The sequence below is a fragment of the Sphingomonas sp. HF-S4 genome (assembly GCF_032911445.1).
GTDB classification, from domain to species: Bacteria; Pseudomonadota; Alphaproteobacteria; order Sphingomonadales; family Sphingomonadaceae; genus Sphingomonas; species Sphingomonas agrestis.
The window spans coordinates 2,464,425-2,487,641 of the sequence record NZ_JAWJEJ010000001.1 but is presented as its reverse complement, the minus strand read 5'-3'; the positions used below and the strand labels follow the sequence as shown (position 1 = coordinate 2,487,641).

Here is a 23,217-nt window from a genome sequence, read left to right as displayed (position 1 = left end):
GCCGATAGGCCAATCGTCGCCGCAAGGGATAGCCTCCGTTTGAACCTGCCCGCCGACCCGCCGTTCAATATCCGTCGGAATCCATTCATCTGGCATTCAGTCCCTTGACTACAGACGTAATCGCGACGATTACACAAGTAGTCGAAAGAGGGACTCATGACCGAACGGATCAGCGACGCAGAACATGCCGTGATGGAGGTGCTGTGGGAGGAATCGCCGCTCACCGCGCAGGAAGTCGCCGAGCGCGTTCCCGCCGAGCGCGACTGGAGCGCCAACACCGTAAAGACGCTGCTTGGTCGGCTGCTCGCCAAGAGCGTCATCGCGCATGAGGAAGACGGGCGGCGCTATCGCTATCGCCCGCTGGTCGATCGCGCGGACTATGTCGGCGGCGAATCTCGCCGCTTCATGGACCGGCTGTTCGGCGGCAAGCTGACGCCGCTGGTCGCGCACCTTGCCGAGCGCGACGCGATCACGGACCAGGACATCGCCGAGATCGAGGCGCTCTTGAAGGAGCTCAAGTCATGATCGCCCCTGCTTTCATCGGCTTCGCGCTCGAAACCTTCATCGCCACCACGCTGCTGATGCTGCTCGTGCTGGTTGCCCGCGGACCGGTGCGGCAGAGCTTCGGGCCGACCATGGCCTATGCACTGTGGCTGCTGCCCGTCGCGCGGCTGTTGCTGCCGCCGCTGCCCGGCGACTGGCAGCTCAGCCGGCTCTTCGCGCCCGTGACTCGCCAGGTGGCCGAGGCGCCTGGAATGATCGTCGGGCTGATGCCGCCCGCCAGCCTGCCGCCCGAAGCCGCCCAGACCGCGATCGATGCCAGCTTCGACATCGGCAGCCACCATACCAGCCTGGCACTGGTGCCGCCGACCAGCGCGGCGGGGGCGCCAAGCCTGATCGCGCTGCTTGCCGGCCTCTGGCTGATCGGCGCGCTGCTGTTCCTTGGCTATCACCTGATCGCGCACCGCCGCTACACCGCGAACCTGCTGCGCCGCGCGCGCATCGACCGCACGGTCGCGCAGGGCAAGGTGCGCGTGATCGAGACCGACGCCGCGCACGGCCCCTTGGCCTTCGGCGTGTTCCGCAAATATGTCGCGTTCCCGCGCGACTTCTCGGAGCGATACGACGAGCAGGAGCGCGACCTCGCGCTCGCCCACGAGCTCGGCCACCATGTTCGCGGCGACTTGATCGCGAACTGGGTCGCGCTGATCGTCCTCGCGCTCCACTGGTTCAATCCGATCGCGTGGCGGGCCTTCCGTGCCTTCCGCGCCGATCAGGAAATGGCTTGCGACGCCCTCGTGCTCGCCGGCCGCGCCCAGGCACTGCGCCATGCTTATGGCCGTGCGATCGTCAAGTCCGCGCATGGGGGTGCGGTCTCGGCGGCCTGTCACTTGCACACGATCAACGAAGTCAAAGGGAGGTTACGCATGCTTTCGAAGACCCGCCCATTTTCCCCCACCCGCGTCGCCACGGGACTGGTCGGGATCGGCGCCCTTTCGGTTGCCGCGCTCGGGCTCACTGCCTCGGGCACGTCCGCCGCGGAGACCATCAAGAACAAGGTCGAGACCGTCACCGGCGTGACGCTGCGCCAGGAAGTGCCGGCTCCGCCAGCGCCGGCGGAGGCGCCCGAGGCAGCCGAAGCGCCCGAGGCTCCGGAAGCGCCCTCGGCAAACGGCCCGCAGCGCGTTCGGAGCCAGGTCTATCGCTTCTCGAGCGACGACAAGCATGACGGCAAGCGCGTCAAGGAGATGGTCCTCGTCCGCGCCGACGGCAGCAGGGATACGGTGGCAATGCCCGATATGGAGGCGATCCGCCTGTCGATCCCCGAGGTCCGCGAGGGCAAATGCGGCAAGGGGGACGATGCCGCGGTCGAGCATCGCGGGGATGGCGGTCGCAAGATCATGATCATCTGCGCCGATCGCATCGCGGCGATCAGCGAGAACGCCACCCGCATTGCAGTCACCAGCAAGGCCCAGGGGCTGAGCACTGCCCGGATGGGCCTGCGCATGGCACGCCGCTCGGTCGAGAACGAGCCCAATATCAGCGCCGAGGAGCGCGCCAAGGCGCTCAAGGGCATCGACGAGGCCATGGCCGAAGTCGAGAAGGAGTTCCGCGACAACGATTGACGAGAGGGGAGGGGCGTCCGCAATGTCCCGCGGACACCCTTCACGAACGGGGCTGGCTGAACTCCTTCGCAGCCAGCCCCGTTTTTGCTGTGCATCCGTTCGTTTCGAGCGAAGTCGAGAAACGTGATCCGGTCGCTCGCGGCAGTTTCTCGGCTTCGCTCGAAACGAACGGGTTAGTAAGCGCACCATGAGGGGCTGCTTGGCCGTATGAGGAAGCCGGCCTTGTTTAAGTCCGCCCCAACTGCCACATCGCCTGCATGATCGAGGCTCCCACTGGCGTCGCGCTCGCGGTCGATCCGCTGGTCACGCGCGTCCTCGCACCCAATCCGTCGCCCTTCACTTATACCGGCACGCAATCCTATCTCGTCGGCACGAGCGATCTCGCGGTGATCGATCCCGGTCCCGACGATCCTGCACATCTCCAGGCCTTGCTGGACGCGATCGCCGGCCGCCCGGTGACCGCGATCCTCTGCACCCACACCCATCGCGACCACAGCCCCGCCGCCGCGCCGCTCAAGGCGGCGACGGGCGCGCCGGTCATCGGTTGCGCGCCGCTCACCCTAAACGATGCCGGCCTCCGCGCCGATGCCGCGTTCGACACTGCCTATGCGCCCGACCGCGTCCTCGCCGATGGCGAGAGCATCGCCGGCACCGGCTGGACGCTCACTGCGCTCGCCACCCCCGGCCACACTTCGAACCATCTCGCCTTCGCGCTGACCGAGGCGAGAGCCCTGTTCACCGGCGACCATGTCATGGGCTGGTCGACCACCGTGGTCGCACCGCCCGACGGCGACATGGCCGCATACATGGCCAGCCTCGACAAGCTGATGGCGCGCGACGACCGCATCTATTACCCCGCCCATGGCGATCCGATCGAGAACCCGCGCCGCTTCGCCCGCGGGCTGCTCGGGCACCGCAAGCAGCGCGAGGGCCAGATCCTCCGCCTGCTCCGCGAGGAGATCGGCGCAATCCCCGCGATGGTCGCGCGCATGTATGTCGGGCTCGATCCGCGGCTCACCGGCGCTGCCGGCCGCTCGGTGCTCGCGCATTTGCTCGACCTGCGCGCGCGTGGCCTCGTCCAGGCCGAGGGCGACGCATGGAAGCTCGCGGCATGAGGCGCTGGGGCATGCTCCGCTTCGCCACGCTGGTCGCCGCGCTGGTCCTCGCGATCGGCGCGGGCTTCTGGTTCCTCGGCAATGCGGTCAAGAGCGAGTTCCGCGGTCCCGATCCGGTCACCGTCGCCCAGGCGAGCCTCCAGGGGCTGCGCGAGCAGAACCGCCTGTCGACCTTCGCGGCGCGCTATGTCGCGGTGGTCACCTCGAAGCAGAACCGCCTTGGCATGACCGCCGAGAAGACGCTGATCATGCCGGGCATGGTGCGGTATGAAGTCGACCTCGCCAAGCTCCAGCAGAAGAGTTTGTCGTGGGACGCGGCCAACAAGCGCCTCACGATCGTGCTGCCGCCGCTCGAAGTGGTCGGCCCGGACGTCGATCTCGACGGCATCCGCGAATTCAACCCGGGCGGGCTGCTGATGCGTTTCACCGATGTCGAGAAGCAACTCGACGCCGCCAATCGCAAGTCCGGCCAGCAGGAGCTGATCCGCCAGGCGCGCGCGCCGATGCCGGTCAAGCTCGCCAAGGATGCCACCCGCCGCGCGATCGAGCGCAGCTTCGCGATGCCGCTCAAGGCCGCCGGGCTCGACGCCAAGGTCGCGGTATTCTTTCCCGACGAACAGCCGACCGAGGACTGGGACCGCACGCGGGCGCCCGAGGACGTTCTCGCCAACAAATGGTAGCCCGGCGCGCCGAGCTGGGTTAGCTTCCTCCTTCGTGAATGTGAAGGGGATGGCACATGGCGACACTGGCGGGACCGCGCCCGGGATATGGCCGCGACGATCGTTTCTTTCTAACGATGGCGATCGCGATGGCGCTGACCATCGTCGCCGGTTTCTCGGTCCAGCTGGCGATGGGGCGGTCAAGTTTCGCTTCGCCGCCGCGCGTCCATCTCCATGCACTCGTATTCTTCGGCTGGGTGACGCTCTACGTCGTCCAGAATGTGCTGGTCACCCGCGGCTCGATCGCACTCCATCGCCGCCTCGGCTGGATCGGCGCAGGCTGGGCAAGCGCGATGATCGTCATCGGCATCTACACCACGGTGACGATGGTCCAGAACGGCGCCACGCCCTTCTTCTTCCTGCCCGCCTATTTCCTCGTAATGAATTCGCTCAGCATCCTCTGCTTCGGCGGGCTGGTCGCCGCAGCGATCCTCCAGCGCAAGCGCACCGAATGGCATCGCCGGCTGCTGTTTTGCGCGATGGCGGTGCTCACCGGGCCGGCATTCGGGCGGCTACTGCCGATGCCGCTGATGATTCCCTGGGCCGAATGGGGTGTGTTCGCCGCAGTGATGATCTGGCCGACGATCGCGATCCTCGCCGACCGCCGCCGCCGCCGCGGCCATGTCCACCCGGCGCTGTGGTACGGTGCCGCGACGATCGTTGCGGTCCAGGCAGCGATGACGCTGGTCGCGCACAGCGCGCTCGGCCTCGCGCTCTATGCCGGGGTGACCGCGGGCCATCCCGGCGCCGACATCCCGCCGCTCGACTTTCCCCCGCCGCCCGCTGCTCCCTTGATCACGGGGCGTTAGCCCGCCATTTGGGGCCCGTATCGCTTACGAGAAGGCCCAGACACAGATGGACGCACGCAACGGCATCGGCGGAAGCCTGACGGGCCTCGACCTTCGTGCCGAGATCGATCGGCTCCGGAAAGAGCGCAACGCCGTCATCCTCGCGCATTATTATCAGAAGCCCGAGCTTCAGGACCTCGCCGATTTCGTCGGTGACAGCCTCGATCTCAGCAGAAAGGCCGCCGAGACCGATGCCGACGTCATCGCCTTCTGCGGCGTCCGCTTCATGGCCGAGACCGCCAAGATCCTGTCGCCCGACAAGATCGTCGTCCTCCCTGACATGAATGCCGGGTGCAGCCTCGAAGATAGCTGCCCACCCGATCAGTTCGCCGCGTTCCGCGCGCAGCACCCCGATCACATTGCGCTGACGTACATCAACTGCTCGGTCGAAGTGAAAGCGCTGAGCGACATCATCGTCACCAGCTCGAGCGCCGAGAAGATCCTCAGCCAGATCCCGCCCGAGCAGAAGATCATCTTCGGTCCCGACCGCAATCTCGGCGGCTACCTGACGCGCACGTTGGGGCGCGAGATGCTGCTGTGGCCGGGCGTGTGCATCGTCCACGAGGCGTTTTCGGAAACCGAGCTGCTCAAGCTCAAGGCGCAGCACCCCGGCGCGCCGATTGCCGCGCATCCCGAATGCCCGCCGCACATCCTCGATCACGCCGACTATGTAGGCTCGACTCGCGGCATCCTCGATTTCGCCAAGAGCTTCCCCGGCGACACGCTGATCGTCGCCACCGAGCCGCACATCATCCACCAGATGGAAAAGGCGCTTCCGAGCAAGAATTTCATCGGCGCGCCGGGTGCGGACGGCAACTGCAACTGCAACATCTGCCCGTACATGGCGCTGAACAATCTGGAGAAGCTCTACCTCGCGCTGCGCGACCTCAACCCACGCATCGAGATCGAGGAAGGCATGCGATTGAAGGCCAAGCTGAGCCTCGACCGCATGCTCGAAATGGCGAGCGCCAGCGTAGGGCAGGGCGATCTCGGCCCGGTGCCGGCGATTGGCGGGGATCCCAGGAAGGGCGACTGACGATCGCCTGACGCTATTTGCACTTGCCTTGCGCGATCAGCCGGGCGCGATATTCCCGCCCGCGTTGCGCGCGCCAGGCATCGGCGCTCGCCTTGCCCGCGGTTCGCGACCGCCGGGCATATTCGGCTTCCATTGCGCGCCGCTCGGGGCCGGGTCCCGAATCGGCGAGGCAACGGCTCGAAACCGATCGCGATCGCGTCCGCCGATTGGCGATGTCGCCGGATAGCTTGTTTCCCATTACGCTGGTGGCGGTATGGCCGAGCGGGATGGGATCCACGGGTGCATATTGCGCCAGCGCCGGCTCGCTCCATAGCAGAAAGGCAGTGGCGGCAGCGCCCATGGCAATCAGCTGCTTCATATCGGACCCTCTCTTGGTGGGTACGGCATCGCGCGTGTTCCCATCATCCGATGAGATTAACCGCTTGGGACCCGGACCTATCCGGAAATAGCACCCACGGCGCTCCGTTAGCCGCGCAGCCGACCCGGCTGGACGCATGGGGTTCCAGATCCGCCCCAATGTCTCCCGGACAGGCAGCTACCGACCCGCGCGCTCGAAGAGCAGCAACGTCACCCCTTGGCGCGGCACGACCACGTCGAGGCTTGCCCGACCGGACCGAACGGCAAGATCGCGGGCCGGCTCGGGCAGAAGCTGCGACGCCTTTTCGAGCTGCCGGTATTGCTTTTCGTCAGGGGATTGCGGCGAGCCCATCGCCTGCCAGGCCGCATAGGCATTGGCGTGAGTGCGATCGACGCGCCACTCGACGACCTTGCGCCCGCCGCCCCGGCCCAGCCCGGACAAGTTCAGCTTGATCGCCGCGTCGGGTCCGGCGACGTCGTCGTCGTGGTAGTTCCACACCAGCACCGCGACCTTGCCGTCGCGCGTCGTGGTGGCGATCGTGCCCACGTCGGGTGTCCCGCGGACGCCCTCGGCGATGATCGCTTCCAGCGGCAATTGCGCGCTGCTGGTCGCGGCGATGCGAGTCTCGCCCAGCTTGGCGAACATCCGGAAGACGTTGAGTACCGGCAAGTCGAGGCCATTGCTGGCAAGCTGGCGATAGCCCGCGAAATAGGGCTGGTCCTCGAAGGTGAACGCCCAGGTCAGCACGCCTTCCAGATTGACCTTGTGCTTGTCGGCCAGCGCCCAGATCCGCGCGAAGCTCGCCGCGGTGTAGCTCGAATACATCGTGCCGTTGCGATAGCCGTTCGCCGGTCCGGGGCAGGCGGCGCAGCCTTCCGGATCGCTCTCGCCGATCACGATCGGCTTGGTCGCGAGCTCGGGTACCGCGGCGATCTTGCCGAAGGCGGTGTCGACGCGCTTGATATGCGTCGCAATGCCCATCCGGACATGGCCATCGACGAAGCTCGGCTGGCCCTTGGCGTGGAAGGCGAGGAAGTCGGTTGGCGTGCCCTTCTGTCCCGTGACATGGTTGGTGCCGCGCGCGACATGGGCGACGAACTGGTCCATGAACTTGCCGCCGCCGCTTGCCGCGTCGGGCCCGCCGACCCGCGCCGTCGGCAATGCGCGGCGCACCGCGTCGATCGCATAGTCGTGGAGCTTGTTGAATTCCTCCGGCGTGCCCTTCCAATACGAAGGCCCGTCGGGCTCGTTCCACACTTCGAAATACCAGCTCTCGACTTCGGCCTTGCCATATTTCTCGACGTTATGCCGGGTCCATTGATAGATCAGCTCGGCCCATTTCCTGTAGTCCTTGGGCGGATAGTTCCACGCCCCCTCGATCAGGTTGTACGCGAAGCCTGGGCGCCAGCTGTGCTGATAGGGCGTGCCCGCTGGCGCCGAAGACAAGGCCTCGGGCATGAAGCCGAGCTGGAGATACGGCCGCACGCCACGCGCCAGATAGGTGTCGATCATGTGATCGACGATCGTCCAGTCATAGACCGGGTTGCCGTCCTTGTCCTCGGTGTAGAGGTTGGTGCTGCCCCATTTGAACGCCGGCGTGCCGTCGCCGGTGTTCATCAGCTGGTGGGCGCGGAAATAGACCGCCTTGGGCTTGAGCTCCCCCAGATGCGCCAGAAGTTCGCGACCGTCCTTCATCGTCGCGTAATTCGGCTCGTCGGTGCCGAAGAAGCGCCACACCGGCTTGAGCTCGCCCTGCGGCCTGGATGCATCCACGTCGATCGTGACGGCGACGCTCGGCTCGGCGGGTTGCGCGCCGGCGGGCTGGGCAAGCGACAGGAGCGCGCAACAGGTGGAGACCGCCGCCCACCGCGACGCACCGGAAAAACTTCTGCGCATTGGCCTGTATCCCCTTCGAATCCACTGCGATGCGACGATCGTGGCATGCTTGAGCGGCGCGCGATAGGCGGCTGTGCGTCACGCGGCCTCGCCGGGGCCGAACAGCGGCAGCGCCTCGCCATGCTCGGTCCCTGGCTCGAAGTTCGAAACCGTGACGCCCACCAGGCGGATACCCTTTTCGGGGGGCAGCACCAGCGCGATCAGTTCGCGGCTCGCCGCGCGTAGGGCCTCCTGCGTGCGCACCGCGCTCGGAAAACTCTTGCTGCGGGTGATCTGCTTGAAGTCGGCGAACTTGACCTTCACCGTCACCGTCCGGCCGAACGCCTGCGCCTTGTCGCACCAGCTCCAGACGTCGTCGGCCATGCGCAGCACGCCCGCCTCGATTTCGGCGGGTTCGGTCAGGTCGCGGTCGAACGTGGTTTCCGATCCGGAAGACTTGCGTTCGCGCGACGGATTGACCGGGCGGTCGTCCTCGCCGCGCGCGATCGCGTGATACCATTCCGCCGAACTGCCGAAATGCTGGCGCAGGAAGTCGAGCGGCTTGGCGCGCAGGTCGGCGCCGGTCTCGATCCCGAGCCGCGCCATCTTGGCTGCGGTCACCGGCCCCACCCCGTGGAAGCGCTTGACCGGCAGCGTCTCGACCCAGGCCGCGCCCATTTCGGGCGTCACGGCGAACTGGCCGTTGGGCTTGCGATGGTCCGAGGCGAGCTTGGCGAGGAACTTGTTGTACGAAATGCCCGCCGACGCGGTCAGCCCGGTCTCCTCCAGGATGCGCGCACGGATCGCCTTGGCGGTCGCCCAGGCCGTGCCGAGTCCCTGGCGATCGGCGGTGACGTCGAGATAGGCCTCGTCGAGCGACAGCGGCTGGATCAGCTCGGTATAGTCGGCGAAGATCGCGTGGATCTGCCTCGACACCGCCTTGTAGACCTCGAAGCGCGGCGGCACGAAGACGAGCTCGGGGCAGCGCCGCAACGCGGTCACCGAGGGCAGCGCCGATCGCACGCCGAAGGTCCGCGCCTCGTAGCTTGCCGCGGCGACCACGCCGCGCGCCGCGCCATGACCCACCGCGACGGGCCTGCCGCGCAGCTCGGGCGCGTCGCGCTGCTCGACCGACGCATAGAAGGCGTCCATGTCGATATGGATGATCTTGCGGACCGAGGGCACCTGGGCGGTTTAGCGTCGTTCGAACAATAGGGGAACAGCCTATCCCCGTCCAGCACGAAGGGGGTGGGGCGGCTTCCGTCCCGCCTCTGTCGGCTGTAGAGCCACCCCATGCCCTTCACCCTCGACCGCTTCGACCTCGCCGCCTTCGTCCGCGCCACGCTCGCCGAGGATCTCGGCGATGCCGGCGACATCACCTCCGCCGCGGTGATCCCCGCCGACGCGATTTTCGAAGGCGTGATGGACAGCCGCGACGCGATCACCGTTGCCGGGCTGCCGATCGCCGAAGCGTTCTTCCGCGCGCTCGATCCCGACGTGGCAATCGAGCGGCTGGTCGAGGATGGCGACGCGGTTGCGCCAGACACCGACCTGCTCCGCCTGCGCGGCAAGGCGCGCGCGATGCTCACTGCCGAGCGTTCGGCGCTCAACACCGTCCAGCACCTCTCAGGGATCGCGACGCTGACGCGGTCCTATGTCGATGCGATCGCCGGCACCGGCGCCACTTTGCTCGACACGCGGAAAACCATCCCCGGCCTGCGCGTGCTTGAGAAATACGCCACGCGCATGGGCGGCGCGCGGAACCATCGCATGGGGCTGTGGGACGCGGCGATGATCAAGGACAATCATGTCGGTGTCGCCGGCTCGATCGGCGAGGCGGTGCGCCGCGCCGTCGCCGCAGGGATCGCCAGCATCATCGTCGAGGTCGACCGGATCGACCAGATCGCCCCCGCGCTCGACGCCGGCGCGACCCACCTGCTGCTCGACAATATGGCCCCGGAGACGCTGCGCGAGGCCGTCGCGCTGGTCGCGGGCAGGGTGCCGACCGAGGCCTCGGGCGGCGTTCGCCTCGACACGATCGGCGCGATTGCCGCTACTGGCGTGACCTATGTGAGCGTCGGACGACTCACCCAATCGGCACCGGCGGCCGATATCGGGCTTGATTTCACTGCCGCCTGAGCCGCGGCGTATTGGATCCGGCGGGCTTAACTTCGCACTTTGCGCATTTATTCATTCCAGAAGTTGCGCGAAGCCGTACTATAATTGCGCTGTTGGAGGGGGCAGGTTCACGCGTTCAAAGAGCCGGGGACGGGCGCGGCGAGCACCGCCTGCGGGCAGCACATCAGACGAAATCCTACATTGCAAGCTTACGGTAAGGGCTCATATTTCTTCGTCCCCCCGGCCTTGCGCCGAGGGCCCGCTGCCTTGCTCCACAGAAGAAGCGGGATCCCGGCTCGAGGCCGGGATGACGTACTTTGTCAGTCGCTTGCTGGAGTCCTCAACCTAGGGGTGCTCGACCGTCACGCTTGCCGGATGATGCTTGTCGAGGTGCTTCCGGATGATGCGCAGGTTCCGCGTGTTCGATCGGAAGAACAGGTCCGGGATCGCGCCGACCCAGGGGATCATCCCCAGCATCCAGTCGAACCCGATATTGCCCGCCATCCGCGCCACCTGGGTCTTGGACATGCCGAGGTTGCGCGCTTCCCACGCCATATAGGCGCCCATCGCCGCGGCGATGGTGGTGCCGATCCCGGGCACGAGGTCGAGCACGACGTCGAGCCCCACGGGAAAGCGCGTGCCGGGAATCGTGAAGCTGCGCTCGAGCAGCTTCTCCATCGCCTCGATCCGACGGCGGATATGTGCGGGATCCTTGCTCAGCGGCAAGTCCTTCGCCGCCGCGCTCCAGCCCGTAGCCATGCGTTCCGGCCTCGCCACCTTCATCACTCCTTCGCGTCGCGCAGATGGTTCAACGGGTGCCAGCCGCGCGCGTTCCCCTGCCACGCCCCCAGCCGTAACGCGACCAGCGACCAGCGCAGCGGCTGGGCAAGCGGGATATAGGCGGCGTCCGCGGTCAGCACCGCATCGGCCTCGGCGATCCGCTGCGCGCGCGAGGGCAGATCGACGGCTTCGCGGCCCGCGAGGACCAGCGCCTTTGCATCGTCCGAGCAGACCACGCACGCGGTCTGCACGAACCAGCGCCCGCTGTCATAGGGCGCGATCGCGTCGATCAGGCGCAGCTCGGCGGGATCGTCCGGGCCGACGCGCTCGGGCGCCGCGCCGATCCGGAGCATCGCCTCGGCAAGGTGTCCCCAGACCAGGGTCGCGCCGGGGCCGGCGGGAAGTGCGATCCGCAGCCGCAGCGGCTCGGGATGGTCGCGGCGCCACGCCTGGACGCGTTCGCGGGCCGATTGCCGCCGCGCGTCAAGCGCCAGCGTCGCCCAGCCCGGCCGGGCGGGAGGCATCGCCGAATCGAGCTGGCCGGGCAGCAGCGTCTCGATCGGCGCCCATTCGGGGCGGACTGCCTGGACCAGCGCAATGCGGTCGATCGCCATTGCGATCGCGCCGCGGTTGGCGGGATCGGCGAGGAAGCCTTCGCGATTGGCGACTACGAGGCCGAACAGCCCGAGCGGCTGCTCGACGCGGATATTGGCCGGCGCCAGTTCGGCAGGCGCGAGCAGCGGCCAGTCGACGAAGCTCCCGCCGAGCACCAGGTCGGATTTCCGGGCCTTGAAGCGCGCCACCGCCACTGCGGCGCGCTCGGCGAGCAGCTGGACCATTTCCTCGGGCTCGGGTTCGCCCGGGTCGCTCCCGCGCGCCGGGTCGCGCGCGGGGCGCAGCAGCACGCCGCGCGCCAAAGGGCGGGCGAGGAACGGCCCGCTGCCGTCTAGGCTGCCGGTGCGGAACACCGCGAGCTCAGGCTGGGCGAACAGCTTGAGCAGGTCGGGTCGCGGGCGCTTGAGCCGGACCTCGATCACCGTCGGGGTCATCTCGACGATCTCGTCGATGACCGCGAGGAAGGGGGCTAGCGCGTTGCGGCTGCCCGGCGCGGCGGCGCGGCGCAGCACGCGGACGACCTGCGCCGCGGACACCGGCTCGCCATCGGGCCAATAGGCCTCGCGCAGGCGGAAAATGTAGCTGCGGCCGTCGTCGATGACGATCCAGCGCTCGGCCAGCGCCGGCTCGATCTGGCCGGCGGCATCGAAGCGGACAAGGCCCTGCGCGGTCGCGCCCATCAGCACGCGCTCGCCGGCGCCGAGCGGCGCGGTGCTGGGATCGGCCGGCTTGGCCTCGCCGCCGACCGCGCTGACCACCACCGGCGTGTTGTCCTTGCGCTGCCCGCCGCTGCCGCATCCTCCCGTCGCCAGCGCCAGGCCGAGCAGCAGGGGAAGGGAGATACGCAGCATCAGGGCTTCCGTTGGTGGGTGATGGGGCGGGTGTATGGCCCGCATCGCGCGCTGCCAACCCCCGTAGCGCGCGCAACCGTCGATCTGCCGCACCGCACAAGGCTTTGGGGAACCTGCTCGACTGCGAAGGGTTCGAACCATGAATGATGGCGAGGAGTAATGGTATGAAGCGTATCTTGGGAACAGGCGCGGCGGCGCTGGCCGCCTTGTCGCTGGTGGCGACGCCGGCAATCGCCGCGCAGGGTTCGGCGTCGAAGTTGTCGCTCCGCGGTTCGACGACGGCTGAAAAGGAATCGGACATTGCAGGTGCGCCGATCATCGCGATCATCGGCGTGGCTGCGATCATCGCCGGCGGCGTGATCATCGCCACCGACGACGACGATCCCGACAGCAACTAAGGATTGGTGCGGACGGCGGGACTCGAACCCGCACGCCCCGAGGGGCAGAAGATTTTAAGTCTCCGGCGTCTACCGGTTCCGCCACGTCCGCATGAATACCGCCAAACGCGAAGAGGCCGGAACCGTCAAGCGGTTCCGGCCTCTTCCACGTTCGCAAGCGGCAGCGGATCAGACGTTCAGGCGAACGCGCATTTCCTTGCCGGGCTTGAAATAGGGGACGCGCTTGGCGGCGACGTCGACGGTCTCGCCGGTGCGCGGGTTGCGGCCGGTGCGGCCGTCGCGGGCCCGGGTCGAGAAGGCGCCGAAGCCGCGCAGCTCGACACGGCCATCCTCGGTCAGGCGGCCGACGATCTCGTCGAAGAAGACCGAGACGATCTTTTCCACCTCGCGTGCCGACAGACCGGGATTGTCATCCACCAGCAGTTGCACGAGCTCAGAACGGATCATCCGCACCCTCCCTTGGCAGGCGCGGACTGCGGTGTGTCCGGCGCTGCATAATCCCCAACGGCGTTTGCTCTAGCGCCCTTATGCAACCTGCATCAAGGCGAAGATGAACAGTTTGCGGGATTAATTTACGTCAAGGAAGGGGGAGGCGGCCGAAACCGCCCCCCCGAACCTCATCAGTTCTTCTCGTTGCGGGCCTTGAGGGCTTCGCCGAGGATGTCGCCCAGCGACGCGCCCGAATCGGACGAGCCGTACTGCTGAACCGCCTGCTTCTCTTCGGCGATCTGCATCGCCTTGACCGAGAAGGTCGGCTTCTTCGAACGATCGAAGCCGGTGACCATCGCATCGAACTTCTGGCCGACCTGGAAACGCTCCGGACGCTGCTCGTCGCGGTCGCGGCCGAGATCGGTGCGCTTGATGAAGCCGGTCGCGCCGTCTTCGCCGACCTGGACTTCGAGGCCCGCGTCGCGGACTTCGAGCACCGAGACGGTGACGATGGCGTTCTTGTTGAGCTTGTCGCCGCCGCCTGCAGCAACCGCTGCCGACGGGCCGCCGCGCTCGAGCTGCTTCATGCCGAGGCTGATGCGCTCCTTGTCGGGCTCGATCGCGAGCACGATCGCCTTAACGGTCTCGCCCTTGCGATGCAGGTTGAGCGCGTCCTCGCCCGAGATGCCCCAGGCGATGTCCGACATGTGGACCATGCCGTCGACGTCGTTGTCGAGGCCGATGAACAGGCCGAACTCGGTGGCGTTCTTGACTTCGCCTTCGACTTCGGTGCCGACCGGATGGGCAGCCGCGAAGGCCTCCCACGGGTTGTTCTGCGCCTGCTTGAGGCCCAGCGAGATGCGACGCTTCTCGGCATCGACCTCAAGCACCACGACTTCGACTTCCTGCGAGGTCGAGACGATCTTGCCCGGATGGACGTTCTTCTTGGTCCAGCTCATCTCCGAGACGTGGACCAGGCCTTCGATGCCGGCCTCGAGCTCGACGAACGCACCATATTCGGTGATGTTCGTGACGCGGCCCGAAAGCTTCGCGCCGACCGGATACTTGGCCGCGGCGCCATCCCACGGATCGCTCTCGAGCTGCTTCATGCCGAGGCTGATGCGCTGGGTGTCGCGGTTGATGCGGATGATCTGCACCTTCACCGTGTCACCGATGTTGAGCACTTCGCTCGGATGGTTGACGCGCTTGTAGCTGAGGTCGGTGACGTGGAGCAGGCCGTCGATGCCGCCGAGATCCACGAACGCACCGTAATCGGTGATGTTCTTGACGACGCCGTCGATCACCTGGCCCTCGGCCAGCGACTGGATCAGGCCCGAGCGCTGCTCGGCGCGGGTTTCCTCGAGCACCGCGCGACGCGACACCACGATGTTGCCGCGCTTGCGGTCCATCTTGAGGATCTGGAACGGCTGGGGGATGTCCATCAGCGGGGTGACATCGCGCACCGGGCGGATGTCGACCTGCGAGCCGGGGAGGAAGGCCACTGCGCCCGAAAGGTCGACAGTGAAGCCGCCCTTGACGCGGCCGAAGATGACGCCCTCGACGCGCGCGGTCTTGGCGAATTCGGTTTCGAGATTGTCCCAGGCGGCTTCGCGGCGGGCGCGGTCGCGGCTGAGCATCGCTTCGCCGTTGGCGTTCTCGACGCGGTCGACATAGACCTGCACTTCGTCGCCGACCTTGAGCTCGGCCTTCTGGCCCGGCGCTGCGAATTCGCGCAGCGGCACGCGGCCTTCGGACTTGAGGCCCACGTCGATCACGGCGAGATCGTTCTCGATGCCGGTGACGGTGCCGATGACGACGCGGCCTTCAAAGCTTTCTGCGCCGCCGAGAGTCTGCTCGAGGAGCGCCGCGAAATCGTCGCGGCTGGGGTTTGCCGTAGTGGCCATAGAGGTTCAGTTCCTAGTTCACGTTTTTTCCGGCCGGCTGGTTGAATCCAGCGGTCTTGGAGGCCGAAATTGCCGCGGCAGCCGAATGCCGGTCGCGGCATCCAGCGGGCAGGAACAAGCGGAGGACCAGACGCCATTGCGTGTGAAAACGGCGCGCGGGACTCGTCTCGATGCGCCATACCTCCGCGAGCATCGCTCGCAGGACGCGCGGCCCTTACCCGAACCGCGGCCTGGAGGCAAGGTGGGGCGCCGCGCCATTGCGGAGCAACGGCGTGGCGTGCAAGGGCAGCTGCCAGGCAAAGCGGAAAGACCCATGCACCACGAGAATCACGTTTTCGAAGCCGGTACGCTCGCGCTGGACGGCGACAGCTTCACCAACTGCACCTTCCAGGACATCGTCCTCCAATATTCGGGCGGGCCCGTGACGATGGTGAACTGCAACTTCAATCGCTTTTCGTTCCAGTTCGGCGGCGACCTCGCGCAGGGGCTGCATATCCTCCATCAGCTCTTTGGCACCGAAGGCATGTTCACGATCCTGCGCGGCCATATCGAGCCGGGTATCGGCGGCGAAGTACCGCTTCCACCGAAGAACTAGGCGCCGGCCTGCCATTGCGCGGGTGAAGAGGCGCTAGCCGTCGTGGCTGCGTTCCTCGACCAGCGCGACCGCGCGCTGGATCGCGGCGTCGATCGACAGGAAGCTGGTGTCGAGCACTGCGGCATCCTCGGCCTGGCGCATCGGCGCGGTGCTGCGCTGCGAATCGCGCTCGTCGCGGGCGCGGATGTCGGCGAGCACCTTGTCGAGGCTGACATTGGCGCCCTGTTTGCGCAGCTCGAGATGGCGGCGCTGCGCGCGGATCGTCGGCGTTGCCTTGACGAACAGCTTCACCTGCGCGTCGGGCGCGATCACCGTGCCGATGTCGCGGCCATCGAGCACCGCGCCGCCGGGCTGCTGCGCGAACCTGCGCTGGCGCTGGAGCAGCGCGGCGCGGACCAGCGGGTGCGCCGAGACCACCGAGGCGGCCTTGCCGACCTCGTCGGTGCGCAACGAGGGGTCGTCGAGCAGCGCGTCGGGGAAGCCGCAGGCAGCGACTGCGTCGGCCTCGACCGCCGGGTCGAGCCCTTCGCGCAGCACCGTTGCGGCGACGGCGCGGTAGAGCAGCCCGGTGTCGAGGTGCGGCAGCCCGTAATGCCGCGCGAGCGCGCGGGCGATCGTGCCCTTGCCCGAGGCCGCAGGTCCATCGACGGCGATAATCATGTCAGTCACTTACTGTCCAAGCGCCTCAAGGGTCTGGAAGAAATCGGGATAGCTGGTCGCGACCGGGGCGACGTCGTCGATCGTGATCGGCCCCTGCGCGCCGAGCGCTGCGATCGCCATGCTCATCGCGATGCGGTGGTCGAGCCTGGAGGCGACCTGCGCGTTGCCGGGAAGCAAGGCGCCGCCCGAGCCCTGGATCGCGAGGCCGTCCTCATATTCCTCGGTTGCCACGCCCGCGGCCTCGAGCGCGGTGCGCATCGTCGCGATGCGGTCCGATTCCTTGACGCGCAGCTCGTGCGCGCCGCGCGCGACGGTGCGGCCCTGTGCGAATGCCGCGGCGACGAACAGGATCGGATATTCGTCGATCATGCTAGGCGCGAGGTCGGGTGGGACTTCGATCGCCCTGAGCGGGGCATGACGCACGCGCAGGTCGGCGACATCCTCGCCGCCAACCTCGCGTGCGCCTTCTTTGGTGATGTCGGCTCCCATCAGCTTGAGCGCGGCGATCAGCCCGGTGCGCGTCGGGTTCATGCAGACGTTGCGGATCACGATCTCGGAACCCGGGACGATCGACGCGGCGACCATCCAGAACCCGGCCGAGGAGGGGTCGCCGGGGACGATCAGATGCTGCGGCTTGAGCTCGGCCTCGCCAGTGATCGAGATGATCTTGCCACTCGGCCCCTCCTCGACGGTCAGTTCGGCGCCGAAGCCGCGCAGCATCCGCTCGCTATGATCGCGGGTCGGCACCGGCTCGATCACCCGGGTGATCCCCGGCGTGTTGAGCCCGGCAAGCAGCACCGCCGATTTGACCTGCGCCGAGGCGACCGGAAGCGTGTATTCGATCGGCACCGCGGGATTGATCCCGCGCACCATCAAGGGGAGCCGGCCGCCGGGGCTGGCAGTGATCTCGGCGCCCATCTTCGACAGCGGCTCGATCACCCGGCCCATCGGCCGGCTGGATAGCGATGCGTCGCCGGTGAACGTCGCAGTGATCGGATGGCTCGCGACCAGCCCCATCAGCAGCCGGGTCGAAGTGCCCGAATTGCCCATGTCGAGCGCCGCTTCGGGTTGAAGCAGCCCGCCCACCCCGACGCCGTGTACGCGCCACACGCCGTCATCGCCGCGCTCGATCGTCGCGCCCATCGCGCGCATCGCGGCGGCGGTGGCGAGCACATCCTCTCCTTCGAGCAGCCCCTCGATCCGGCTTTCGCCCACCGCCAGGGCCGAGAACATCAGCGAACGATGGCTGATCGATTTGTCCCCCGGAACGGTGAGCGTGCCGCGCAAGGGACCGCGGGCGGAGAGGGTGAGGGGGCGGGGCTTTGGGTGCGACATCGCGCGCGGCTTTGACAGCCGCCTTGCGTCATGGCAAGGCGCCCACCACTTTCCGGGTCACACCCGAAATCACGATATCTTTGAAAGGCAAGAGGCAACACATGGTGAAGCCGGAATGGGGCACCAAGCGCGCGTGCCCGAAGTGCGGGACCCGCTTTTACGATCTGACCAAGGACGAGCCGGTCACCTGCATCAGCTGCGCCTTCTCCTGGGATCCGGAGCCGATCCTCAAGTCGAAGCAGCCGCTGCCGTTCGAGGCAGTCAAGGCCAATGCCGACAAGCCGGAGGCGGCCGATTCCGATCTCGGTGACGAAGATCTGGACATCGCCGAGGACGAAGAGCCGTCGCCCGACGACGACGTCGATCTCGGCGGCGACGACGATCTCGGGGTCGAGACGGCGAGCGACGAGGACGAGCAGTAAGAAAAATCGGCGGGCAGGGGCGCTATGTGAAAAAGCGTCCTTGCCAAGCCCGCGGAGCCCTTCTAAAGGGCCCGTCTTCCCGGGGTTTGGGGCCGTAGCTCAGCTGGGAGAGCGCTGCAATGGCATTGCAGAGGTCAGGGGTTCGATCCCCCTCGGCTCCACCATTCCCCCCGCGTTAGCGTAGTACGCAACGTGATCGTCCACCCCGGCGGGCGGGCCAGATTCCAGACGGATCAGTATCCTTAACCAGGGTGGTGCGGCATTGGGCATGGCCGACGGCGGCGCACTCGGATAGGCCCGCGCGATGAATCCCGCAGAACTCTATGGCCGTCTCATCCTATGGATCGGCGACGGAACCGGCGCGCCCGACACCGTCCTTCACATCCATGCCGGGATGGCGGTGCTGCTGTTGGCACGTGTGGTGAGTGGACGGTCGCTGGCGACGCCGTGGCCGCTACTCGCGGTCTATCTCGCCGAACTGGCCAATGAGGTGATGGACTATTTCGTCCATGGCAGCGTGATGCCCGATACGCTGAGCGACGTGCTCAATACGGTGTTCTGGCCGACCGTGCTGTTCATCGGACTGCGGATCCGGCGCGCGCGCCAGGATCGCCCGCCCTACGCATGACAATCAGGGCCGCGCAGCCTCGCCGCGCGGCCCCCTATACCCTCAGGCGGACTTGCCGCGGCCCCGCGCTGCCGGTGCGGCGGCAGGCGCGGTCTGCGAACGCGCGGCGCGGCCCTTGGCGCCGAGGCCGATCTTCTTGGCCATCGCGCGGCGCTGCTCCGAATAGCTCTCGGCGACCATCGGATAATCGGCCTTGAGGTTGTAGCGGCGGCGATAATCCTCGGGCGTCAGGCCGTGCGTCGAGAGATGGCGGCGCAGCGTGCGATACGGCTTGCCGTCGATCATCGAAAGGATGTGATCCTTCGAAGCCAGCGACTTGCGGACCGAAACCGCGGGCGCAAATTCCTGCGCCGGCGCAGCGTCATCGCCTTCGCTGTTGACCGTGCTGCCAGTGCCCAGCTCAGTTACGGTGGTGTGCATGGTGCGCAGGAATGCCGGTACATCCTCGGCGGCGACGCGGTTGTTCTGATTGCTGAGCCAAGCAATCGTCAGCTCGGTGGCAAGCTCGACTGCATTGAGGCTGTCTTGATCGGCCATGGCGACTCCTTTTCCTTTTGGGACGGCATTCTTTGGTGCCGAATGCTTCCCATAGGCGATGTTGCGAAGTTGTCGAGAAGCAAGTTGGCGTTCTTCACGAATTAAACATCCCGAGATGGTCGGAAGTATTTGCATTGGATTAGAGATGACTGAACCAATGCGATATCGGGCGGGAAGGATCGGTGCACCGCCGGCAACAGGCCGGGTATGTGATCGTGCTGATCTGACAGCGGCTTGGTCGGCACTCATGCGCATATAAATCCAACATATGTTTGTTTAATTATGCTAATGCAATTGACTAGCAATAAGCGCCCACTTATTGCCGCGGCGATCCGTGGGGGAGCAATGACGACAATGCCGGTTCCGCGCGCGGCGAGCGATTCGAAGTCGCAACGCCAGGGCTGGCGCTATCGCGCGAACATCGCGATACGCGCGGTGACGGCGTGCCTTGGCACCTATGCGGTCGCTGCGCTGCTCGCGGCGGCATTGGCGCGGACGCTGCCGATGCCGCGCGTCGAGGCGGTGTCGCTATCGACCCTGCTCGCCTTTCTCCTCGCGCCCGTGGTGCCGATCTGGGCCTTCCTGGCCGCTGGGCCGTGGCGGGCGTTGGCGGGCGTCGTCGCGCTGTCGCTGCTGCTCTATGGCGTGTTCTGGGTGGCGGGGCCGCCGGCATGAGCGCGGTTCGCGACGGCGTGCGGCAGGTCATGGCGTGGCTGCACGGCTGGACGGGGCTGCTGCTCGGCTGGGTGTTGTTCGTGATGTGCCTCGCCGGCACGCTCAGTGTGTTCAAGCCCGAGATCGGCCAGTGGATGCGTCCCGAAGCGACCGCCAAGGCCGATCCCGTCGAGGCGCTCGCCACCGCGGGCCGTTGGCTGGCCGCCAATACCAAGGACACCACCGGCTGGTATCTGACCGCGCCCGACGACCGGACCAATACGATCGAGGCGGCGTACGACAGCGGCGGCACGTTCCTGTACCGTGCGCTCGATCCGGTCAGCGGTGCATCGGTCGCGCGCGAGACGATGGGCGGCGAATTCTTCTACCGCCTCCATTTCGAGCTCGAGCTTCCCTATCCCTGGGGGCGGATGCTCGCTTCGCTCGCCGCCGCGGTGATGCTGACTGCGCTGATCACCGGGATCATCGCGCACCGGCGGATCTTCAGGGATTACTTCACCTTCCGCACCGGCAAGGGCCAGCGCTCGTGGCTAGACGGACACAATGCGCTCGGCGTGCTGGCGCTGCCCTTCCACCTGATGATCACCTTTACCGGGCTGATCACGCTTGCCTCGGTCAGCCTGCCCTGGGGTGTCGACGCGGCCTATGGCGAGAATGTCGCGGCGATGTATGCCGAGATTGCCCCGGGCGTGGCGCAGCGCGCCCCCACCGGCACCAAGGCACCGCTCGCCCCGCTGGCGCCGATGCTGCACGAGGCGCAGCGGCGCTTCGGCGGCGCGCCGATCGGGCGGGTCTATGTGCTCAATCCCGGCGATTCGGGCGCGGTGGTGAGCGTGTTCCGCGCCGATGCGAGCGTGGTCGGCTATATGCCTGCCGAAGTGAGCTTCGACGGCGCGACCGGGCGGATGCTCGCCGAATGGACCGAGAACCGGCCGGCGATCCAGACCTACAACACTGTCTACGGCCTCCATATGGGCCGGTTCGCACCGGCGCTGACGCGCTGGCTCTATTTCCTGGGCGGCGCGATGCTGACGCTGACGATCGCCTCGGGGCTGGTGCTGTGGATCGTCAAGCGCCGCGAGCGCGCGCCGCTGTCCCTCGCCAACCGTATTCTCGAGCGGCTGAACGTCGGCGTGATCGCTGGGGTCCCGCTCGGCTGCGTGGCCTTCCTGCTGGCCAATCGCGTGCTGCCGCTCGGCATTGCCGGCCGCGCCGAGGCCGAAGTCTCGATCGCCTTGTGGACCGCGGCGGCGGCGCTGGTCGCCGGTGCGGTGCTGCCGCCCCGGCTGGCCTGGCCGTTGCTGTTCGGACTGACGGGCGCGGGCTGCCTGGTAGCGGCGCTGTCCGTGCCGCTGGGCGGCACCGTCCTCATCCTGGGCAACCTGATGCTGCTCGTCACCGCGGCCGCGTTCGCCGCGCTGGTCGGGCGGCAGTTGCTCCCGCGACGCGCGACGCCGGTGCGCCGAGCGAGGGCGGCGGCATGATCGCGGCGGGGCTCCTTTATCTCGGACTGTTCGCGATCGCCGCGAGCATGTCGCGGCACGCGGCGGCTTTGCTCGGCGGGTGGAGCAAGCACGCGCTTGCCCCGCGCCTGCCGGCCGTCGGCTGGACGATGGTCGCGCTGTCGCTCGTCGCCTCGCTGCTGACCCCGGATTGGCCGCGCGCGCTGGTCGCCTGGTTCGGATTGGCGCCGCTCACCGGCGGGGTCGTGCTGCTCGGGCTCACCTTCGCCCCGCAGGCGGCGCGGGCAAGCGTGGTACTCGCGCTCGGCCTGGTGGTGGTGGGGCTGGCGGGACTCGGCGTCTCCGCCTGACGGCTGTCGCATATAGTTTGACTTGCGCGGTGGCAGCGCTGTCAAATATGCCCTTCCCGAGGGCCGCCGCATTCGCGGGACGGCCTTGGGGGTTCCACGATGTCCAGCCGTCCGACGATCAAGGAAGTCTCGAAGATTGCGGGCGTGTCGTTCAAGACCGTCAGCCGCGTGCTCAACAACGAGAAGCATGTCAGCGAAGAGACGCGCCGCCGCGTCGAGGAAGTCGTCGCGCGGCTGAACTTCCGTCCCAGCCATGCCGCGCGCACGCTCGCCGGGCGGCGCTCGTTCCAGGTCGCGCTGCTCTACGACAATCCCAGTCCCTATTATGTCTATCACGTCCAATTGGGCGCGCAGCAGCGCTGCACCGAACTCGGCTATCGGCTGCTGCTCCAGCCGGTCGACAGCCAGGCGCCCGACCTCGTGTCGAACGTGATGGCGCTGATCGACGAGGCGCATCTCGACGGGGTGATCCTGTCGCCGCCGGTGACCGAGATGCCGGCCTTGCTCGACGAGCTCGACCGGCGCGGGCTCCCGTATGTCCGGATCGCGCCGGGCGCGCGCAAGGCTAGCGGCATGGCCGCGGCGATCGACGACGTGGCAGCCGCACGCGAAGTCACCGAGCATCTGATCGGGCTGGGTCACCGCGAGATCGGCTTCATCCGCGGGCTTGAGAGCCACGTTTCCACGTGGGAGCGGCTACAGGGCTATCGCGAGGCGCTGGAGGCGCATGGCATCGCTTTCGACGAGGGGCTCGTGGCAGCCGGCGAGAACAGCTTCGCCTCGGGCAGCGAGGCGGCGCGCAAGCTGCTGGACCGCAATCCACGCCCCACTGCGATCTTCGCCGGCAATGACGACATGGCCGCGGGCGTGATCGCGGCGGCGCACGAGGCGGAAATCGACATCCCGGGGGAACTCTCGATCGCGGGTTTCGACGATTCGGACCTGGCGCGAGCCGTGTGGCCGCCGCTCACGACGATGCGCCAGCCGGTGCGCGAGCTCGCTTATGCCGCGGCCGACCTCATGCTATCGCCCGAGGCCGAGCCGCGGGTGACGCTCGAGCACAAGCTGATGGTGCGATCGACCACCGGCCCGGCGCCGCGTTAACCAGCGCGTACGGTTCGGTTCCACGCGAAATCTGTCCCGCACGGAGACGTGCGTTAACCCTCTTCTTCGCTGGCGCAAAAAGTAAACAAGTCGTTAACTTCGGCGCATGCAGACTCGTCTCGTCGCCGAGGGCCATGCCCGCCGCCATCCGTTCCGGTCGCAGATGCGCCGCGTCGTGGCGATCGAGCGCAAGGCGGCCGACGACAGCGACTGGAAGCTCCTCGTGATGAGCTTCAGCGCGTTCTTCGTCTGCTTCTATACCTTCATCGTGTGAGC

Annotated in this window: 26 protein-coding genes and 2 tRNA genes; 17 read left to right on the top strand and 11 right to left on the bottom strand. The window is 67.2% G+C overall.

Annotation, left to right across the window (positions count from 1 at the left end; all coding sequences use genetic code 11):
- The first annotated feature begins 156 nt into the window (after positions 1-156).
- From RZN05_RS11215 to nadA, 6 genes are all read left to right on the top strand, one after another.
- Positions 157-525: a BlaI/MecI/CopY family transcriptional regulator gene (locus tag RZN05_RS11215; protein WP_135986770.1), complete on the top strand. Its 369-nt coding sequence runs from the start codon at positions 157-159 to the stop codon at positions 523-525.
- Positions 522-2,126, top strand: a complete 1,605-nt coding sequence (locus RZN05_RS11210) for a M56 family metallopeptidase (RefSeq protein WP_317226697.1) — start codon at positions 522-524, stop codon at positions 2,124-2,126. The genes RZN05_RS11215 and RZN05_RS11210 overlap by 4 nt, the downstream gene beginning before the upstream one ends.
- A 257-nt stretch (positions 2,127-2,383) precedes the next feature.
- Positions 2,384-3,241 carry an MBL fold metallo-hydrolase gene (locus RZN05_RS11205; RefSeq protein ID WP_317226696.1) on the top strand — a complete coding sequence of 286 codons (858 nt, stop codon included), beginning with the start codon at positions 2,384-2,386 and terminating at the stop codon, positions 3,239-3,241.
- A complete protein-coding gene (locus RZN05_RS11200) occupies positions 3,238-3,921 on the top strand; it encodes a DUF4230 domain-containing protein (RefSeq protein ID WP_317226695.1) in 684 nt (227 codons plus the stop codon). The genes RZN05_RS11205 and RZN05_RS11200 overlap by 4 nt, the downstream gene beginning before the upstream one ends.
- Before the next feature lie 56 nt (positions 3,922-3,977).
- Positions 3,978-4,769 (top strand): hypothetical protein, encoded by a 792-nt coding sequence (locus tag RZN05_RS11195; RefSeq protein ID WP_317226694.1) that lies wholly within the window; start codon positions 3,978-3,980, stop codon positions 4,767-4,769.
- A gap of 46 nt (positions 4,770-4,815) precedes the next feature.
- Positions 4,816-5,844 carry a quinolinate synthase NadA gene (nadA, locus tag RZN05_RS11190; protein WP_317226693.1) on the top strand — a complete coding sequence of 343 codons (1,029 nt, stop codon included), beginning with the start codon at positions 4,816-4,818 and terminating at the stop codon, positions 5,842-5,844.
- Positions 5,845-5,857: 13 nt separating this feature from the next.
- Here nadA and RZN05_RS11185 read toward each other — a convergent pair whose 3' ends face one another.
- The 3 genes from RZN05_RS11185 to dinB all read right to left on the bottom strand — a co-directional run bounded on the left by RZN05_RS11185 (position 5,858) and on the right by dinB (position 9,262).
- Entirely contained in the window at positions 5,858-6,202 is a 345-nt protein-coding gene (locus RZN05_RS11185; RefSeq protein WP_317226692.1) for a hypothetical protein, read from the bottom strand.
- 177 nt (positions 6,203-6,379) lie between these two features.
- Positions 6,380-8,098: a GH39 family glycosyl hydrolase gene (locus RZN05_RS11180; protein ID WP_317226691.1), complete on the bottom strand. Its 1,719-nt coding sequence runs from the start codon at positions 8,096-8,098 to the stop codon at positions 6,380-6,382.
- Positions 8,099-8,176: 78 nt separating this feature from the next.
- Positions 8,177-9,262: a DNA polymerase IV gene (dinB, locus tag RZN05_RS11175; protein WP_317226690.1), complete on the bottom strand. Its 1,086-nt coding sequence runs from the start codon at positions 9,260-9,262 to the stop codon at positions 8,177-8,179.
- 108 nt (positions 9,263-9,370) lie between these two features.
- Between dinB and nadC the strand changes: the two genes are divergently transcribed.
- Complete coding sequence (gene nadC, locus RZN05_RS11170; RefSeq protein ID WP_317226689.1) at positions 9,371-10,216, top strand: carboxylating nicotinate-nucleotide diphosphorylase; 846 nt, start codon at positions 9,371-9,373, stop codon at positions 10,214-10,216.
- Positions 10,217-10,540: 324 nt separating this feature from the next.
- Here the strand turns inward: nadC and RZN05_RS11165 are convergent, their stop codons facing one another.
- Complete coding sequence (locus RZN05_RS11165; RefSeq protein ID WP_317227609.1) at positions 10,541-10,954, bottom strand: DUF4112 domain-containing protein; 414 nt, start codon at positions 10,952-10,954, stop codon at positions 10,541-10,543.
- A 23-nt stretch (positions 10,955-10,977) separates the two neighbouring features.
- A complete protein-coding gene (locus RZN05_RS11160; protein WP_317226688.1) occupies positions 10,978-12,441 on the bottom strand; it encodes an ABC transporter substrate-binding protein in 1,464 nt (487 codons plus the stop codon).
- 164 nt (positions 12,442-12,605) lie between these two features.
- Here RZN05_RS11160 and RZN05_RS11155 point away from each other — a divergent pair, with 164 nt between their 5' ends.
- Positions 12,606-12,839 carry a hypothetical protein gene (locus RZN05_RS11155; protein ID WP_317226687.1) on the top strand — a complete coding sequence of 78 codons (234 nt, stop codon included), beginning with the start codon at positions 12,606-12,608 and terminating at the stop codon, positions 12,837-12,839.
- A gap of 4 nt (positions 12,840-12,843) precedes the next feature.
- Here the strand turns inward: RZN05_RS11155 and RZN05_RS11150 are convergent.
- The 3 genes from RZN05_RS11150 to rpsA all read right to left on the bottom strand — a co-directional run bounded on the left by RZN05_RS11150 (position 12,844) and on the right by rpsA (position 15,172).
- Positions 12,844-12,930, bottom strand: a tRNA-Leu gene (locus RZN05_RS11150).
- Positions 12,931-13,007: 77 nt separating this feature from the next.
- A complete protein-coding gene (locus tag RZN05_RS11145) occupies positions 13,008-13,286 on the bottom strand; it encodes an HU family DNA-binding protein (RefSeq protein ID WP_317226686.1) in 279 nt (92 codons plus the stop codon).
- Positions 13,287-13,459: 173 nt separating this feature from the next.
- Complete coding sequence (rpsA, locus tag RZN05_RS11140; protein ID WP_317226685.1) at positions 13,460-15,172, bottom strand: 30S ribosomal protein S1; 1,713 nt, start codon at positions 15,170-15,172, stop codon at positions 13,460-13,462.
- Positions 15,173-15,485: 313 nt separating this feature from the next.
- Here rpsA and RZN05_RS11135 point away from each other — a divergent pair, with 313 nt between their 5' ends.
- Positions 15,486-15,767, top strand: a complete 282-nt coding sequence (locus RZN05_RS11135) for a hypothetical protein (RefSeq protein WP_317226684.1) — start codon at positions 15,486-15,488, stop codon at positions 15,765-15,767.
- Positions 15,768-15,800: 33 nt separating this feature from the next.
- Here the strand turns inward: RZN05_RS11135 and RZN05_RS11130 are convergent, their stop codons facing one another.
- Together RZN05_RS11130 and aroA are read right to left on the bottom strand one after the other, a co-directional pair.
- The gene (locus tag RZN05_RS11130; protein WP_317227608.1) at positions 15,801-16,427 is read right to left on the bottom strand and encodes a (d)CMP kinase; all 627 of its coding nucleotides are present in this window, start codon (positions 16,425-16,427) and stop codon (positions 15,801-15,803) included.
- Positions 16,428-16,436: 9 nt separating this feature from the next.
- Positions 16,437-17,762: a 3-phosphoshikimate 1-carboxyvinyltransferase gene (aroA, locus tag RZN05_RS11125; protein WP_317226683.1), complete on the bottom strand. Its 1,326-nt coding sequence runs from the start codon at positions 17,760-17,762 to the stop codon at positions 16,437-16,439.
- A gap of 101 nt (positions 17,763-17,863) precedes the next feature.
- Between aroA and RZN05_RS11120 the strand changes: the two genes are divergently transcribed.
- The 3 genes from RZN05_RS11120 (at position 17,864) to RZN05_RS11110 (ending at position 18,812) form a co-directional block, all read left to right on the top strand.
- Entirely contained in the window at positions 17,864-18,184 is a 321-nt protein-coding gene (locus RZN05_RS11120) for a TIGR02300 family protein (RefSeq protein WP_317226682.1), read from the top strand.
- 88 nt (positions 18,185-18,272) lie between these two features.
- Positions 18,273-18,348 (top strand) — tRNA-Ala (locus tag RZN05_RS11115).
- A gap of 140 nt (positions 18,349-18,488) precedes the next feature.
- On the top strand, positions 18,489-18,812 hold the full coding sequence (locus RZN05_RS11110; RefSeq protein WP_317226681.1) for a hypothetical protein: 324 nt from the start codon (positions 18,489-18,491) through the stop codon (positions 18,810-18,812).
- A 42-nt stretch (positions 18,813-18,854) separates the two neighbouring features.
- Here the strand turns inward: RZN05_RS11110 and RZN05_RS11105 are convergent, their stop codons facing one another.
- Positions 18,855-19,349 (bottom strand): MucR family transcriptional regulator, encoded by a 495-nt coding sequence (locus RZN05_RS11105; protein WP_317226680.1) that lies wholly within the window; start codon positions 19,347-19,349, stop codon positions 18,855-18,857.
- Between the two features lie 354 nt (positions 19,350-19,703).
- Here RZN05_RS11105 and RZN05_RS11100 point away from each other — a divergent pair, with 354 nt between their 5' ends.
- The 5 genes from RZN05_RS11100 (at position 19,704) to RZN05_RS11080 (ending at position 23,215) form a co-directional block, all read left to right on the top strand.
- Complete coding sequence (locus tag RZN05_RS11100) at positions 19,704-20,024, top strand: ketohydroxyglutarate aldolase (protein ID WP_317226679.1); 321 nt, start codon at positions 19,704-19,706, stop codon at positions 20,022-20,024.
- On the top strand, positions 20,021-21,508 hold the full coding sequence (locus tag RZN05_RS11095; protein WP_317226678.1) for a PepSY-associated TM helix domain-containing protein: 1,488 nt from the start codon (positions 20,021-20,023) through the stop codon (positions 21,506-21,508). Before RZN05_RS11100 ends, RZN05_RS11095 begins: the two co-directional genes overlap by 4 nt.
- Positions 21,505-21,837, top strand: coding sequence for a DUF3325 domain-containing protein (locus tag RZN05_RS11090; RefSeq protein ID WP_317226677.1), 333 nt, complete (start codon positions 21,505-21,507; stop codon positions 21,835-21,837). The genes RZN05_RS11095 and RZN05_RS11090 overlap by 4 nt, the downstream gene beginning before the upstream one ends.
- Before the next feature lie 99 nt (positions 21,838-21,936).
- Positions 21,937-22,941: a LacI family DNA-binding transcriptional regulator gene (locus tag RZN05_RS11085; protein WP_317226676.1), complete on the top strand. Its 1,005-nt coding sequence runs from the start codon at positions 21,937-21,939 to the stop codon at positions 22,939-22,941.
- Between the two features lie 106 nt (positions 22,942-23,047).
- A complete protein-coding gene (locus tag RZN05_RS11080) occupies positions 23,048-23,215 on the top strand; it encodes a hypothetical protein (RefSeq protein WP_317226675.1) in 168 nt (55 codons plus the stop codon).
- The last annotated feature ends 2 nt before the right edge of the window (positions 23,216-23,217 follow it).